This is a genomic window from Frateuria sp. (assembly GCF_035943815.1).
GTDB lineage: Bacteria > Pseudomonadota > Gammaproteobacteria > Xanthomonadales > Rhodanobacteraceae > Frateuria_A.
Genome location: NZ_DASZBU010000014.1, coordinates 239,424 through 254,818 on the forward strand (window position 1 = coordinate 239,424; position 15,395 = coordinate 254,818).

The window sequence follows — 15,395 nt, forward strand, 5'->3', positions numbered from 1 at the left end:
GCCCAGCATGCCACCCGCGCGACGGGCAAAAAAAAGGGCCCGCAACGTACTGACCGGGCCCGAACGGGGAGCGCAGGCCATCCGTGGCCTGCGTGTCGTGCGATGGATCAGAACTTCAGATGCGCGGAGAAGTAGTACTGACGGCCGTTCTCGTAGAAAGCGGTCGGGATGTACGCGCTCTGGTAGTACTTGGTCGTCGGGTTGTTGAGATTCAGCGCATCCAGGCTGAAGCTCAGCCAATCCGTCGCCTTGTAGCCAACGGAGGCATTCAGCGTGCCTGACGCCGCCTGGTAGTAGGGCACCGCGCCCTGCAGGCCGATCAGGAACGACGAACGCCAGCTGTAGCCGATGCGCGCGTTGAACATGTCGTTTTCGAAGTAGGCGCCCACGTTGTAGGTGTTCTTCGAGGTGCCGAGCAGGTTGTTCGAACCATCCGCCCAGGTGAAGGACGATGAGCCGTCCGCATAGGTGTAGTTGGCATTCACGCCGAGGTACTTGCCGATCGGCTGGTTGTAGGTCAGCTCGAGACCGGACAGGCGGGCATCGGCATTCAGCGGGATGGCGACGTTGTACGTTTCCAGCTGGTGGCTCAGTTCGCTGAAGAGCTGGCGGTTCGTGGTGCCATAGGCCACGTAGTCCTTCATGTTCATCGAGAACGCGGTGGCCGCCAGCAGGCCGCGCGGCATGAAGTACCACTCCAGGCCGGCATCGAAGTTGGTCGACAGCACCGGCTTGAGGTGCGGGTTGCCGCCGCCGCCGGTCTTGCTCAGGTCGGAACCCCACGAGGAGGCACCCAGGGCCGAATAGTCCGGCAGGGTCTGGGTCTGCGACACCGCGAAGCGGGCGATCAGATCCGGGGTCATGCTGAATTTCAGGTTGAAGCTCGGCAGGAAGCGTCCGTAGTGGTTGCTGTAGTGCTCGCGATTCCACATGCCGAACAGGCTGCTCACGTCCGGATTGACCGTGGTGGCGGCATACGTGTCGATGCCCTGGCTGATGTTGACGTAGCGCACGCCGGCGTTGCCGCTCCAGTTGTCGCCCTGGAAGTTGGCCTGGAAGTACGCCGCGGCGTTCTTCTCGCTAACGGTCCAGTCGGCGCCGTAGTTGTGGCGACCGGTCGGGCCGTCGTTGCCTGCGAGCCAGGTGGCGGTGGAATCGACTGCGTTGGCCAGCGCGGACTGGGTGAAGAACCAGATGTTGCGCGGGAACACGCCACCGATGCCCTGGGCGAAGTCGCTCGGGTAGCTGCTGGTGGCGGCGCCCTGCAGCGCGCCCCAGAGGTTGCCCGGGGTGGCGCCCTCCGGCGACACGGTGGCGCGGTCGTGCTTGGCGTAGCGCACGCCGTAGTTGAACGACTCCAGCGCGCCGGCATTCATGTACTGGGTGAAGTCGGCCGAAAACCAGTTTTCCTTGTCGGTCGCCTTGACCAGCTGGTCGCCCCAGGTGCCGCTCCACTGTGCACCGGCCAGGCTGCCGTCGCCGCCGACGCTCCAGTCCACCGGCGAGCCGGCGCCATGTGTCTGCCAGCTGGCGCCCCCACCGTAGTTGTCGGTGACTTCGGCGATGAACTGTTTCGGCGTGGTGCCGGTTCCCTTGGTGGTGCCCGCCTGGAACGTCGCCGTCACGTTGTCCGACACGTTCCAGTCGGCGTCCGCGGTGTAGTAGTAGGTCTTGGCCTGGGACTTGCGCGCGATCATGTCGTACACGGTGTAGGGGGTGCCCGCCACGCCGGCGTAGGTGGCATTGGTGAGCACGCCGTTCTGCACGGTGTAGCCCGGGTTCGGCGCCTGCGTCATGGCCCAGTTGCCGGCCCACAACATGTAGTTGCGGTTGTAGTTGTCGGCGTCGAGCCTGGAGTAAAAGCCGCTCAGGCCCAGTGTGAGGTCTTTGCTCGGCCGGAACTGGGCCTCCAGCAGGCCGCCCTTGCGCGTGCGGGTCTGGGTGAACAGCGTCGAGCCGAGCAGCGAGGGAATGTACACACCCACGAGGTCGGGATTGGTCGCCGCCACCGGGCTGGTCGCGGTGATCTGGGTGAAGCCGCTGGGAAGCTCCTGGGCTTCACGCTGCAGGTGGCGCTTTTCGTCGAACACCTGGGCCAGGACGCCGAACGTGCTGTCGTCGTTCTTGTAGTTGAACAGGCCGGCGAACTGGCCGTCGGTCTTGGATGCCGTGCTGGAGTACACGCCGCCGATGCTGGCGTCCGCGGTGTACTGCTTGTCGAAGTCCAACGGCTTGCGCGTGATGATGTCCACGTTGCCGGTGGTGCCGCCGTCCTGGAAGCGGGCTTCGGAGGACTTGTGCACTTCCACGCGGCTGACGATCTCGGACGGCAGCAGGGTGTAGCTCACACTGCGGCCTACGGTGTTGCCCTGGCTGAGCACGAACCAGTCGGCGGTACCCACGGTGTGGCCGTTGATGAGCGTCTGGGTCAGGCTCGGGGCGGTACCGCGCAGGCTGATGCGGTCGGCTTCGTCGAAGCCGCCTTCCTGGGCACTGGACGAGCTGATGTCCACGCCGGGCAACGCGCGCAGCGTGTCGGCCACGTTGTGCGCCGGCAGCTTGCCGACGTCCTCGGCGGTGACCACGTCCACCACGGAATTGGCCCCGCGCTTGATGTCGATCGACTTCTGCGTCGACTCGCGGATGCCGGTGACGGTGACGGTGGCCAGCTCCTTGGCCTTGGCCTTGTCGGCCTGCGTCGAGCGGGTGTTCTGGGTGCCCTGGATGGCGTCCTGGGCGTGCAGCGTGCCGGCGAGGCACAGGCTGGCGACGATGCTTGCGGCTAACAGCGTTTTGCGGTGCGACATGGTCATCCTCCCCTCAAGAGATCCAGCGCCGTGCGATGGTTGGGGCGCTGCTGGTTGTGTGGGCTCGCGCCCGGTTCGATTGGGTTGACAGCAAACTCATCCGGTCGCGGCATGGCCGGCGATGGCCATGCCGGCCGCGCCGATCACGCCGTGCTGGCCGTGCTCCATCAGTCGTACGGGTACCTGTTGCAGGAACGGGCGCATCACGCCCTTGTTGAAGAAGCGCTCGCGGAAATGGCTGGCCATCAGCAGCTGGCGGATCTGCGGCAGGATCCCGCCAGCCAGGAACACGCCGCCGCGTGCGCCGTAGAGCAGCACCAGGTCGGCGACGAAGCTGCCCAGCAGCCCGCAGAACACCTCCAGCGCCTCCACCGCCGCGGCATCGGTCTGCATGAGCGCCGCGTGGGTGATCGCGTTGGGCTGGGCGAGCGCGGGGCTCGTACCGCGCAGGCTGCAGATGGCGCGGTAGAGATTGCGCAGGCCCGGCCCGGAAAGCGCGTATTCGAATGGCACGTGCGAGCGCTCGCGCGCGAACAGGCGCAGGATCTCGATTTCCCGCTCGGTGCCGGGCGCCAGCGCGATCTGCCCGGCTTCGGTGGCGAGCACCGTCGCGTGCGGCTGGCCCGGCAGCAGCACCGCCGAGCCCAGGCCGGTACCCGGACCCATCACCAGCACCGGCCCACGCTGGGGCGGCGTGCTGGCCTCGATCACCGGCAGCGTGTCGGCGTCGGTGAGGAATTGGGTCGCCCAAGCGACCGCCTCGAAATCGTTGATCACCGCCAGCTGGTCGAGCGCCAGGCTGTCGCGGATGTCGCGGATCGACACCGGCCATGCCAGGTTGTCGTTGACGATGGCGTCGTCCAGCACGTAGCCGGCGCTGGCCACCACGCACTGGCCGATTGGCGCCGGCGCATCCAGATAGGTGACGAAATGCTGCAGCACCGCGGTGAGGCTGGGCCATTCCGCGCAGGCGTAGCGCTGGTAGCGCAATACGGTCACCGGGCTGGCGCCATTGGGCTGTCGGCTGACCAGGCCCACGCGCGCATGCGTCCCGCCGACGTCGGCGGCCAGCAGCAGGGCTTCCTGCTGCAGGCGCTGGGGCGCACTCCTTGGGTTGGCGACCTCGGCCACGCGATTGCTCCCTATCCCCGATCCGCCCGACGTACCAGGCGTGGGCGGGCCGGAGTCTGGACAGCCATGACAACGTTGTCAACGCGTTCCGGCGGCATTTCGGCGAACCCGTTTCACGCACCGCAACACTGCCCGTCGCGGTAGCTGCCTCGTCCTACGAAAACGAGCGTTTAAATGGCTACATTTGGCCGTTTTGCGAACTCAGAGACAAGCCTCCAGCGGGTGATGCGCCGCACCAAGAAAACATCGCATAGGCCATCGGTTGGGTATCGATCGAGCGGCCAGACGGCAGGTCAAACGCGGACATAAATTGACAACGTTGGCCCGCAAGGCCCATAAAGCCGGCCGGGGGAGTGACCGCAAGGGGCGGCGCTCGCATCGCATAGCGCGCACGAGAGGAGAGCCGTCCATGTCGTCCACCACGCTCGCGGCCGACCGGCCCAGGCCTTCGACGGTGGGGCCGATGCTGGTTATCGGCCTCCTGTTCTTCATCTTCGGCTTCGTGACCTGGCTCAACGGACCACTGATCACCTTCGTCAAGCTGGCTTTTCAGGTAGCCGACGTCTACGCATTCCTGGTGCCGTTCGCGTTCTACATCTCCTACCTGGTGTTCTCGCTGCCGGCGTCGGCGGTGCTGCGGCGCACCGGCATGAAGAAGGGCATGGCGCTGGGCCTGTTCGTGATGGCGGCCGGTGCGCTGGCATTCGGCCAGTTCGCCACCATGCGGGTGTTCCCCGGCGCACTGTCCGGCCTGTTCGTGATCGGCGCGGGGCTGTCGCTGCTGCAGACCGCGTCCAATCCCTACATCAGCATCCTGGGACCGATCGAGAGCGCCGCCCAGCGCATCGCCATCATGGGCATCTGCAACAAGTTCGCCGGCATCCTGGCGCCGATCGTGATCGGCTCGCTGGTGCTTTCGGGCATCGGCGACATCGACGCCCAGGTCCAGGCCGCGTCCTCCCCGCAGGTCCGCGAGGCGTTGCTCGACGCGTTCGCCGCCAAGATCCACGCGCCCTACCTGGGCATGGCCGTGCTGCTGGTGCTGCTGGCGGTGTGGATCCTGCGCTCGTCACTGCCGGAAGTACGCCCTGCCAGCGCCAACAGCGAGCAGGGGACCGGTCATGCCGACACCAGCATCATCGGCTTTCCGCACCTGTGGCTGGGCGTGCTGTGCCTGTTCCTCTACGTAGGCGTGGAGGTGATGGCGGGCGATGCGATCGGCACCTACGGCACCGGCTTCCACCTGCCGCTGGACCAGACCAAATTCTTCACCGCGTTCACCCTGGGCGGGATGCTGCTGGGCTACGTGGCGGGGCTGGTGCTGATCCCGCGCTTCATCTCGCAACAGCGCTACCTGGCGGTGTCGGCGGTGCTGGGCGTGCTCTTCAGCCTGTGCGCCTACCTCTCCCAGGGCTACCTGTCGGTGGGCTTCGTGGCGGCGCTGGGCTTCGCCAACGCGATGATGTGGCCGGCGATCTTCCCGCTGGCGATCAAGGGGCTGGGGCGGCACACCGAGGCCGGCTCGGCGCTGCTGATCATGGGCATCGCCGGCGGCGCGGTGGTGCCGCAGCTGTATGCGCACCTGAAGGAACATTTCGGCTTCCAGGCCGTGTTCGTCGCGCTGATGGTCCCCTGCTATCTCTACATCCTGTTCTACGGCCTGCGCGGGCACCGCGTGGGCCTGCGTGACGACGATGGCGCGCGCGCGAAGTGAGGGCGCCGCCACGCCGGCGCGGCGCTGGGCTAGGATGGCGCGCCCAATCCCCGGAGACGCCGTCTTTGCTGCACGCCACCATCAAGGATGTCGCCAAGCGCGCCGGCGTGTCGCTGAAGACCGTGTCGCGGGTGATCAACCGCGAGGCGTCGGTACGCGAGGACACGCGCGAGAAGGTCGAGCGGGCGATCGAGGCGCTGGGCTACCGCCCCAACCTCTCCGCGCGCAGCCTGCGCGCCGCGCACTCCTACGCGATCGGCCTGGTCTACGACAACCCGAACGCGCACTACGTCATCAGCATGCAGAACGGCGTGCTGTCGGCCTGCCGCGAGCGCGGCTTCGGCCTGCAGATCCATCCCTGCGACTCGACCTCGCCCAAGCTCGCCGAGGAGCTGTGCGCGCTGGTGCGCCGCTCGCGCCTGGCGGGGCTGGTGCTGGCGCCGCCGATGTCCGAGCAGCCGCAACTGATCGCCACCCTGAAAGCGCACGACATCGCCTTCGTGCGCATCCTGGCCGCGCGCACCGATCCGGCCGACGGCTCGCCGTGCGTATGGGTGGACGACCGCGACGCAGCCTACGCGATCACCGAGCACCTGATCCAGCTCGGCCACACGCGCATCGGCTTCCTGTGGGGCGAGCCGCACCACCGCTCCAGCCCCGAGCGCTACCAGGGCTATGCCGATGCATTGAAGGACTACGGGCTGCCGCTCAACAAGAAGCTGATCCTGCCTGGGCGCTACGCCTTCGACGACGGCTTCCGCGGCGCACGCAAGCTGCTGGCGCTGAAGGAGCCGCCCACCGCCATTTTCGGCAGCAACGACGAGATCGCCGCCGGCGTGCTGGCCGCGGCGCGCTCGGCCGGGCTGGACGTGCCATGGGACCTTTCGATCGCCGGTTTCGAGGACAACCCGTTCTCCAAGCAGGCCTGGCCGGCGCTCACCACCGCGCGGCAGTCGACCGCCGAGATCGGCCGGCACGCCGCGCTGCGGTTGATGGCCGACCTGCAGCAAGGCGAGCCAGCGCCGGACGCGGCCAACGAAGGCTTCGTGCCGGAGCTGGTGGTGCGCGGGTCCACCGCGCCGCCGCGGAAGAGCTGAAGTCCGCTTGCTGCGGGCATCCTGACCTTCGATTTTGGCTTTGCGGGCCTACGCCCGGGGCGAACGGTGGAGAGCGCGCCGTTAGTCCAGCACGGGAGGGCACGATCAACAGAGATGTTCGCTCTGCGCGCAGCGAAGCGAAGCCCATGGGCCGCCGCAAGCTCGCGTACCCGCTCCACCACATCCTCTCCCGCCCTGCCGGGCGCTCTCTCCCGGCGGGAAAGGGAACACCACCACGCTTTTGCGGACTCCCCATGAAATCGTCCGACGACACCTTGATGTACCAGGAGGCGCATGCCGCCGCCGACGTGATCGCCCACCAGCTGGACGCCAACGCCGGCTTGCTTTCCGCGCTGGGCGAGCGGCTGCGCGCACGGCCGCCGCGCTGCATCGTCACTTGCGCGCGCGGCAGCTCCGACCATGCGGCCGCCTATGCCAAATACGTGTTCGAGACGCGGTTGGGCGTGGTCACCGCCTCCGCGTCGCCCTCGGTCAGCTCGATCTACGACGCACCGCTGGATCTCCAGGACACGCTGTTCGTCGCCGTCTCGCAATCAGGCAAGAGTCCGGACCTGTTGCGCAGCGCCGAGGCCGCGCGCGCTGCCGGTGCGCAGGTGCTGGCGCTGGTCAACGTGGAGGATTCCCCGCTCGCCCGTATGGCCGATACGGTGGTGCCGCTGCGCGCCGGTCCCGAGCGGAGTGTGGCGGCGACCAAGAGCTATCTCGCCACCCTGTCCGCGGTGCTGCAGCTGGCCGCCTGCTGGAGCGGCGAGGAGTCGCTGCATGCCGCGCTCGACCGCCTGCCCGGCGACCTGCGCCAGGGCTGGGACATGGATTGGCGCCCGCTCGGCGAGGGCCTGCGCACGGTGCACAACCTGTTCGTGGTGGGCCGCGGCTACGGCTTCGGCGCGGCGCTGGAAGCGGCGCTGAAGTTCAAGGAGACCTGCGGCCTGCACGCCGAGGCGTTCAGCGCGGCGGAGGTTCGGCATGGACCAATGGCGCTGGTCGGCGAAGGTTTCCCTGTACTGGTGCTTGCGCAGGAGGACGGCACGCTGGAGAACACCCTGGACCTGGCCGCCGAGTTCCGCGCGCGAGGCGCGCGGGTGTGGGTGGCCGCGCCCGGCGTGAGCGGCCCCGACGCGTTGCCGATGCCGGCCGGCGTGCCGGCGATCACCACGCCGCTGGTCGCGGTGCAGAGCTTCTACCGGGCCGCCAGCGGGCTTTCACTGGCGCGCGGCTACGATCCGGACGTGCCGCCGCATCTGCGCAAGGTCACGGAGACGCTATGAAGCCCCTGCTCGCCCTGCTCAACGGTCGGGTATTGACCGAAGACGGCCTGCGCGACGACGTGGCCGTACTGGTACGCGACGGCCACGTGCTCGCGCTGGCTGCCGATGACGACGCGCGCGTGCGCGAGGCGCAGCGCCACGACCTTGCCGGCGCGCTGCTGCTGCCGGGCTTCATCGACGTGCAGGTCAACGGCGGCGGCGGACTGCTGTTCAACGACGCGCCCACCGTCGACACGCTGCGTGGCATCGCCATCGCGCACCGCCGCTACGGCACCACCGGCCTGTTGCCCACGTTGATTACCGACACCGCCCGCAAGATGCGCACCGCGCTCGATGCGGTCGATGCGGCGATCGCGCAGGGCGTGCCCGGTATCCTGGGCATCCATGTCGAGGGGCCGTTTCTGGCGCCGGCTCGCAAGGGCATCCACGATGCCTCGCTGTTCCGTGCACCGGACGCCGACGACCTGCTCGCGCTCACCGCGCAGCGCCGCGGCGTGGTGATGCTCACGCTCGCCCCCGAGCGGGTGGAGCTCTCGTTCATCGCGCGCCTGGCCGCGGCCGGCGTGCGCGTGGTCGCCGGCCACACCGCCGCCGACTACGCCACCACCCGCGCCGCGCTCGATGCCGGCGTATGCGGCTTTACCCACCTCTACAACGCGATGACCCCGCTGACCAGCCGCGAGCCAGGAGTGGTCGGGGCGGCGCTGGACGATGCGGGAAGCTGGTGCGGCCTGATCGTCGACGGCCACCACGTGCATCCGGCGAGCCTGCGCATCGCCATCAACGCCAAGCCGCCGGGCAAGTGCGTGCTGGTCACCGACGCGATGCCGCCGGTAGGCGGCTCGCGGCCCGACTACGTGCTCAACGGCCAGACCATCACCGCCCGCGACGGCATCTGCATGAGCGACGACGGCGTGCTCGCCGGCAGCGCACTGGACATGGCCAGCGCCGTGCGCAACAGCGTCAACCTGCTCGGACTCACGCTGCCGGAGGCCGCGCGCATGGCCAGCGCCTATCCGGCCGAATGGCTGGGCCTGGAACAGACCCACGGGCGCATCGCCCCGGGCCAGAGGGCCGACTTCGCCGTGCTGGACGACGCGCTGATGGTGCGCGAGACCTGGATCGGCGGAGAGCGCCATCCCGTCGCCATGTAAGGGACGCGGCGCGGACGGTGCCGTTTCGTCGCACCGATCTGCTACGTTGCCCGCCCTGTCGTCCGCCGGATGTTGCCCCCGATGTCGTTGCGCCCGCTGTTCCTCCTGCTCGCCACCGCCCTGCTCGCCGGCTGCGCCGGCAGCGCGTCCCGCCCAACCATGGCGCCGGAGGGAGCGCGCGCGGACGTGGCCATCCTGGAGACCACCGACGTCCATTCCAACGTCCTCGGCTACGACTACTTCAAGGCCAAGGACGATCCCAGCGTCGGCTACGAGCGCACCGCCACGCTGATCCGCCGCGCCCGCGCGGAGTTTCCCAACAGCTTCCTGTTCGACAGCGGCGACACCATCCAGGGCACCGTACTGGCCGACTACCAAGCGCTGGTCTCGCCCGTCGGCTGCGATCAGGAGCTGGCGATCTACCAGGCCATGGATGTGCTTGGCTACGACGGCGGCACCGCCGGCAACCACGAGTTCAACTACGGCCTGCCGTTCCTCTCGCAGGTGACCGGCACGCCGATGGACATCGGCGGCAAGCGCACGCCGCGCTGCGCCGGACCGCACTTTCCGCTGGTGCTGGCCAACGTGTTCGACGCCCACAGCGGCCAGCCGGTGTTCAAGCCATGGACGATGGTGGACAAGACCATCGAGGCCTACACCAGCGACGGCAGCCGCATCCGGGCGCCGCTGAAGGTGGCAATCATCGGTTTCACGCCGCCGCCGATCCTGCAGTGGGACCAGCGCAACCTGCAGGGCAAGGTCACCGTCAGCGGCGTGGTCGAGGCGGCGCAGCGCTACCTGCCGCAGATCCAGGCGCAGCACCCGGACCTGGTGGTGGCGATCCTGCACGGCGGCCTGGACACCCATCCCTACACCCCGCAGATGGAGAACGGCGGCTGGTACCTGGCCGGCGTGCCGGGCATCGACGTGCTGCTGCTGGGCCATTCGCACACCGAGTTCCCCGGGCCGCACTACGCCGGCATGGCGGACGTCGACGCCGTGCGCGGCTTTGTGCGCGGCAAGCCGGCGGTGATGGGCGGCTTCTTCGGTAAGGACCTCGGGGTCATCAAGCTCGCACTCGCGCGCACCGGCGGCCGCTGGGTCGTGGACCGTGCCGACACCCGCAGCGAAGTGCGCCCGATCTGCCCCAAGAAGAACGAGTGCGTACCCGCCGACCCGGCGATCGCCCCGCTGGTGGCCAAGGCCCACGCCGCCGCGGTGGCCTACGTGGACACGCCGATCGGCCAGAGCACGGTGCGCCTGACCAGCTACTTCGCCGACGAGGGCGACATGACCGCGCTTGCGGTGGTCAACGCCGCGCAGCGCGACTATGTCGAGCGCGAGCTGCCCAAGCTGCATCCCGAACTGGCCGGCGTGCCGGTGCTCTCGGCCGCGGCCGCCTTCCGCACCGGCTTCGGTGGCCCGGAGGACTACACCGACGTGGCGGCCGGGCCGCTGACCCTGCGCAGCGCGGCGGACCTGTACTTCTATCCGAACACGCTGGCGGCGGTGAAGATCGATGGCGCCGGCCTGAAGGCGTGGCTGGAGAAGTCCGCCGAGCGCTTCAACCGCATCGATCCGGCCGGCGCCGGCGAGCAACCGCTGATCAATACGCGCATGCCGGGCTTCAACTTCGATCAGATCCAGGGCGACCTGGCCTACGTGATCGACGTCGCCCGCCCGGCGGGCCGGCGCATCGTGTCGCTCAGCTATCGCGGCAAGCCGGTCTCGGCGGGGCAGAGTTTCATCGTCGCCACCAACAACTACCGCGCGAGCGGCGGCGGCAACTTCCCCGGCCTGGACGGCAGCAACACCGTGCTGGCCTCGCAGGATGGCGTGCGCGAGATCGTCGCCGCCTGGCTCAAGCGCACCGGTACGCTCGAGCGCACGGCGCTGCCCGCGAACGCCTGGCGTTTCGCGCCGCTGAAGGCCCGCGGTCCGATCACCTTCACCGCGGCCAGCGGCAAGCAGGCGATCGCCACGGCCGACGACCTGAAGGGCATTACGCAGTTGCGCGACCACGGCGACGGCACGGCGACCTACGCGATCGACCTCGCCCGCTGAAGCTCGGCGCGGCTGCATCCACGCGCGGTCCTTCCCTCGCCGGGCGGGGAGGCTGCCGATGGGTGGCTGGGCAGCGCTCGCGCCGGAGCCTTCCGTCCACTTCACATCCGCTCGATTGACGCCGCCGCGCCGCGCTCGCTAAGGTCGCCCGCATGTCGCCGCTGTGCACCCACGCTCGCCCGCCCTTCGCCCCGGCCCTGCCGGGGGTTGCCGCGTGGGCCGGCGCCAGCGTGCGGCACACCAACGCCACGACCATGACCACCACGACCACTACCCGGTCCGGGTGGGTGACCGTGCGCGCATAGGTTTCATCCCGCAACGGCCCCGCCCTCGATGAGGCGGGCCGGGCTGCAGCATCCATCCGATCCGTCGCACGGGCCCAGGGGCCTCCACCAGGAGGCTTACATGGACATCCTCGCGCCACCGATCCCATCGTCGATCCCGCGGCCGCATGCGGCCATCCGGCCTGCCGCCCGCCCGCTGGGAGTGGGCGTGATCGGCCCCGGGCGGGTCGGCACCGCACTGCTCGACCAGCTGTGCATGGCACGCGACCGGCTCGCCGTCCATGCGGGGCTCGCGCTGCAGCTGCGCGGCGTGGCGACCCGCAACCGCATGTGGCTCGACTGCGACGATCCGCAACTGAACCGCCGCAGCGGCGCACAGGTCTGGCGACCCGCCGAGCTGGACACCTTCGCCGACCACGTGCGCGGCATCGAGGGAATCGCGGTACTGGTCGATTGCAGCGCCAGCGAGGCTATCGCCGACCGCTATGCGGGCTGGCTGGCGGCGGGATTGCACGTGGTCACGCCCAACAAGCTCGCCGGCAGCGGCCCGCTCGCGCGCTGGGAGGCCATCCGCGACGCCGCCGCCGCCGGCTCGGCCCGCTGGCGCTACGAGGCCACCGTCGGCGCCGGCTTGCCGGTGATCCAGACCCTGCGCGACCTGCTCGACACCGGCGACACGCTGCAGGGCATCGACGGCATGTTTTCAGGCACGATGGCCTGGCTGTGCAACCGGCACGACGGGACACAACCGTTCTCCACGCTGCTGCGCCAGGCCCACGCGCTGGGCTACACCGAGCCGGACCCGCGCGAGGACCTCGCCGGCACGGATGTCGCGCGCAAGCTGGTGATACTCGCCCGCGAGGCCGGCTGGCCGCTGTCGCTGCAGGAGGTCGAGGTGGAAAGCCTGGTGCCGGCGGCATTGGCTTCGCTCCCGCCCGATGCGTTCCTGGCGCGGCTCGCCCAGGGCGCCCTGGCCGAGATTGACGCGCCACTGGCCGAGCGTCTGGGGCAGGCGCGCGCGGCCGGTGGGGTGCTGCGCCACGTCGCCAGCCTGGACGCGGACGGCCATGCGAAGGTCCGGCTCCAGTTGCTCCCCGCGGGGCATCCGTTCGCGCACACGCATCTCACCGACAACGTGGTGCAACTGCGCACCGCCCGCTACTGCGACAATCCGCTGATCGTGCAAGGCCCCGGCGCCGGACCGCAGGTCACCGCAGCCGGCGTGTTCGCCGACGTGCTGCGCATCGCCGAAGCCCAGGGAGCGCGCGCATGAACATCATCGAGGAACCGCCCATGTCGTCCGTCCGCATCGCCAGCGCCTTCGCCCCCGCCTGCGTGGGCAACGTGGGCGTGGGCTTCGACATCCTCGGCCATACCCTGGCCGGTGCCGGCGACCGCGCACGGGTGAGGCGCATCGACGAACCGCTGGTGCGCATCGCCGCCATCGGAGGCGTGGTGCGCGAGCTGCCGCTGGCGGCCGAACGCAATACCGCCGGCGCCGCGCTGATCGCGCTGCGCCAGGCGCTGAAGCTCGAGCACGGCTTCGAGCTCACCCTGCACAAGGGCATCGCGCTGGGCTCGGGCATGGCCGGTTCGGCCGCCTCCTGCGTGGCCGCGCTGGTCGCCGCCAACGCGCTGCTGGACCAACCCCTGCCGCGCGAGGCGCTATATGGCTTCGCCATGGACGGCGAGGCGGTGGCCAGCGGCGGCCGCCACGGCGACAACGTCGGCCCGCAGCTGCTCGGCGGGCTGGTGCTGGCCACCGCCGCGCGGCTGGTGCGCATCCCGGTACCCGCACACTGGCACTGCGCACTGGTGCATCCGCACTACGTGCTGGAGACGCGCAAGGCGCGCGAGGCGTTGGCCGGCGCCTACGCCTTGCACGAGTTCGTGGCGCAGAGCGCCAACCTGGCGCTGGTGATCGCAGGCTGCTGGCGCGGCGACGCCGCGCTGGTGCGCGAGGGCCTGAAGGACGTGCTGGTCGAACCGCGCCGCGCGCCGCTGGTGCCCCATTTCGCCCGCGTGCAGCAGGCCGCGCTCGACCACGGCGCGCTGGGCGCCAGCATCTCCGGCGCCGGGCCCAGCGTGTTCGGCTGGTTCGAGGACGAGCCGTCCGCCCAGGCGGCCGCCGCCGCGATGCATGCGGCCTTCGCCGAGGCCGGCCTGGCCAGCGACGTACTGGTCGGACCCATCGACGGCCCCGGCGCGGAACTGGTGGCATGAGGGCGCTGCGCTACCTGAGCACGCGCGGCCAGGCGCCTGCCGCCGGGTTGGGCGAAGCGATCGCTGCCGGCCTGGCGCCCGACGGCGGCCTCTATGTACCCGAGCGGCTGCCCACGATCGCCCCGGCCGCCTTCGAGCCGCACGGCGATCTCGCCGCCACCGCCGCCACCCTGCTGGCGCCCTTTTTCGCCGGTGACCCGCTCGCCGACGCACTGCCCGCGATCTGCGCCGAGGTCTTCACCTTCGACGCACCGCTGCGCCCGCTCGCCCGGCCCGACGCGCTGCTGCTGGAGCTGTTCCACGGCCCCACGGCCGCCTTCAAGGATTTCGGCGCACGCTTCCTCGCCGCCTGCCTGCGCCGCTTGCGAGATAAGGACGCGCCGCCCCTGACCGTGCTGGTCGCTACCTCAGGCGACACCGGCGCCGCCGTCGGCGCGGCGTTCCACGGCCAGACGGACGTGCGCGTGGCGATCCTCTATCCCGATGGCCGCGTCTCGCCTCGCCAGGCCCACCAGCTGGGCAGCTTCGGCGGTAACGTGCAGGCCCTGCGCGTGGCCGGCAGCTTCGACGACTGCCAGCGCATGGTCAAAGCCGCGCTCAACGACGCTCGCCTGCAGCGCGAGGTGCCGCTGAGCTCCGCCAACAGCATCAGCCTCGGCCGCCTGCTGCCGCAGATGAGCTACTACGCGCACGCCGCGCTCGGCTGGTGGCGCAGGCACGGCACGCCACTGCAGTTCATCGTGCCCACCGGCAACCTTGGCAACGCGCTGGCCTGCCTGTGGGCGCGCGCCATGGGCCTGCCCATCGGCGAGGTGCGCCTGGCCTGCAATGCCAACGCCACCCTGCCGGAGTTCTTCGCCGGCGGCGACTATCGGCCGCGCGGGGCCGTCGCCACGATCGCGAACGCCATGGACGTCGGCGCACCCAGCAACTTCGAGCGCCTGCGCTGGACCTGGCACGGCGATGACGATGCCCTGCGCCGCGCCCTGCGCGCCGACGGCTTCGACGACGCCACCCTGCGCGCCACCCTGCTTCGCCACGCCCGCGAGCATGGCGAACTCGTCTGCCCGCACACGGCCGCCGCGCTGGCCGTGCTCGATCGCGAACCCGCGTGCGACGGCCGGGCATGGGCGGTGGTCGCCACCGCGCATCCGGCCAAGTTCGAAACCGTGCTGGAGCCCCTGCTCGGCCGACCCGTCGCCGTGCCACCTGCACTCGGCGCGATGCTCCATCGCCCGTCACAGGCAGCGCCGATGCCAGCAGAGGACGGCTCGCTCATGCAATGGCTGCGGACGCCCGGATGTCCAGACGGCCGCACCGATGCATGGAACGAACCGTCATAGAAAGTGCCTGACGCGCCCGGGCCGGTCGCGTCATGCCGCGCACGCTTTCCGTCCTGTTGCAGAACGAGGCGGACACGCCGTTGCGCGTGGCGGGACTGTTTGCCACCCGCAGCTGCGACATCGACGCGCTCAGCGTGTGCGCCACCGACGATCCGGCGTTCCGGCGATCGCACGGATGGTGCTGGAAGTGCGCGGCGACGCCCGCTGGATAGGCTGGTGCACAAGGCGCGCCGGCTGGTCGACGTGTTGGAGGTCGAACACGCGCCGGACGCGCGCGCATGACGGAACG

At 69.8% G+C, this 15,395-nt stretch carries 11 protein-coding genes; 9 read left to right on the top strand and 2 right to left on the bottom strand.

Going from position 1 to position 15,395, the window contains the following annotated elements; translation table 11 throughout:
* Nucleotides 1-107: 107 nt before the first annotated feature.
* Nucleotides 108-2,807 carry a TonB-dependent receptor gene (locus VGU65_RS10360; protein WP_327475405.1) on the bottom strand — a complete coding sequence of 900 codons (2,700 nt, stop codon included), beginning with the start codon at nucleotides 2,805-2,807 and terminating at the stop codon, nucleotides 108-110.
* Nucleotides 2,808-2,903: 96 nt separating this feature from the next.
* Entirely contained in the window at nucleotides 2,904-3,938 is a 1,035-nt protein-coding gene (gene glk, locus VGU65_RS10365) for a glucokinase (protein ID WP_327475406.1), read from the bottom strand.
* Between the two features lie 409 nt (nucleotides 3,939-4,347).
* On the opposite strand from glk, the gene VGU65_RS10370 reads away from it, so the two are divergent.
* The 9 genes from VGU65_RS10370 to VGU65_RS10410 all read left to right on the top strand — a co-directional run bounded on the left by VGU65_RS10370 (nucleotide 4,348) and on the right by VGU65_RS10410 (nucleotide 15,318).
* Nucleotides 4,348-5,652, top strand: a complete 1,305-nt coding sequence (locus VGU65_RS10370) for a sugar MFS transporter (RefSeq protein ID WP_327475407.1) — start codon at nucleotides 4,348-4,350, stop codon at nucleotides 5,650-5,652.
* Between the two features lie 65 nt (nucleotides 5,653-5,717).
* Nucleotides 5,718-6,749 (top strand): LacI family DNA-binding transcriptional regulator, encoded by a 1,032-nt coding sequence (locus VGU65_RS10375; protein ID WP_327475409.1) that lies wholly within the window; start codon nucleotides 5,718-5,720, stop codon nucleotides 6,747-6,749.
* A 254-nt stretch (nucleotides 6,750-7,003) separates the two neighbouring features.
* On the top strand, nucleotides 7,004-8,038 hold the full coding sequence (locus tag VGU65_RS10380) for an SIS domain-containing protein (protein ID WP_327475411.1): 1,035 nt from the start codon (nucleotides 7,004-7,006) through the stop codon (nucleotides 8,036-8,038).
* On the top strand, nucleotides 8,035-9,192 hold the full coding sequence (gene nagA, locus VGU65_RS10385; protein ID WP_327475413.1) for an N-acetylglucosamine-6-phosphate deacetylase: 1,158 nt from the start codon (nucleotides 8,035-8,037) through the stop codon (nucleotides 9,190-9,192). The genes VGU65_RS10380 and nagA overlap by 4 nt, the downstream gene beginning before the upstream one ends.
* 81 nt (nucleotides 9,193-9,273) lie before the next feature.
* Nucleotides 9,274-11,256 carry a bifunctional 2',3'-cyclic-nucleotide 2'-phosphodiesterase/3'-nucleotidase gene (locus VGU65_RS10390; protein WP_327475415.1) on the top strand — a complete coding sequence of 661 codons (1,983 nt, stop codon included), beginning with the start codon at nucleotides 9,274-9,276 and terminating at the stop codon, nucleotides 11,254-11,256.
* 405 nt (nucleotides 11,257-11,661) lie between these two features.
* Nucleotides 11,662-12,813, top strand: coding sequence for a homoserine dehydrogenase family protein (locus VGU65_RS10395; RefSeq protein WP_327475417.1), 1,152 nt, complete (start codon nucleotides 11,662-11,664; stop codon nucleotides 12,811-12,813).
* Complete coding sequence (locus VGU65_RS10400; RefSeq protein WP_327475419.1) at nucleotides 12,810-13,763, top strand: homoserine kinase; 954 nt, start codon at nucleotides 12,810-12,812, stop codon at nucleotides 13,761-13,763. Before VGU65_RS10395 ends, VGU65_RS10400 begins: the two co-directional genes overlap by 4 nt.
* A complete protein-coding gene (gene thrC, locus VGU65_RS10405) occupies nucleotides 13,760-15,106 on the top strand; it encodes a threonine synthase (protein ID WP_327475421.1) in 1,347 nt (448 codons plus the stop codon). The genes VGU65_RS10400 and thrC overlap by 4 nt, the downstream gene beginning before the upstream one ends.
* Before the next feature lie 32 nt (nucleotides 15,107-15,138).
* The gene (locus tag VGU65_RS10410) at nucleotides 15,139-15,318 is read left to right on the top strand and encodes an acetolactate synthase small subunit (protein ID WP_327475423.1); all 180 of its coding nucleotides are present in this window, start codon (nucleotides 15,139-15,141) and stop codon (nucleotides 15,316-15,318) included.
* Nucleotides 15,319-15,395: the final 77 nt, after the last annotated feature.

What these genes read in the sequence shown, in the direction of transcription:
- VGU65_RS10360 (WP_327475405.1), bottom strand. Translation starts at nt 2,807, where the DNA reads ATGTCGCACCGCAAAACGCTGTTAGCCGCAAGCATCGTCGCCAGCCTG.
- VGU65_RS10370 (WP_327475407.1), top strand. Translation starts at nt 4,348, where the DNA reads ATGTCGTCCACCACGCTCGCGGCCGACCGGCCCAGGCCTTCGACGGTG.
- VGU65_RS10380 (WP_327475411.1), top strand. Translation starts at nt 7,004, where the DNA reads ATGAAATCGTCCGACGACACCTTGATGTACCAGGAGGCGCATGCCGCC.
- nagA (WP_327475413.1), top strand. Translation starts at nt 8,035, where the DNA reads ATGAAGCCCCTGCTCGCCCTGCTCAACGGTCGGGTATTGACCGAAGAC.
- VGU65_RS10390 (WP_327475415.1), top strand. Translation starts at nt 9,274, where the DNA reads ATGTCGTTGCGCCCGCTGTTCCTCCTGCTCGCCACCGCCCTGCTCGCC.
- VGU65_RS10395 (WP_327475417.1), top strand. Translation starts at nt 11,662, where the DNA reads ATGGACATCCTCGCGCCACCGATCCCATCGTCGATCCCGCGGCCGCAT.
- VGU65_RS10400 (WP_327475419.1), top strand. Translation starts at nt 12,810, where the DNA reads ATGAACATCATCGAGGAACCGCCCATGTCGTCCGTCCGCATCGCCAGC.
- thrC (WP_327475421.1), top strand. Translation starts at nt 13,760, where the DNA reads ATGAGGGCGCTGCGCTACCTGAGCACGCGCGGCCAGGCGCCTGCCGCC.
- VGU65_RS10410 (WP_327475423.1), top strand. Translation starts at nt 15,139, where the DNA reads ATGCCGCGCACGCTTTCCGTCCTGTTGCAGAACGAGGCGGACACGCCG.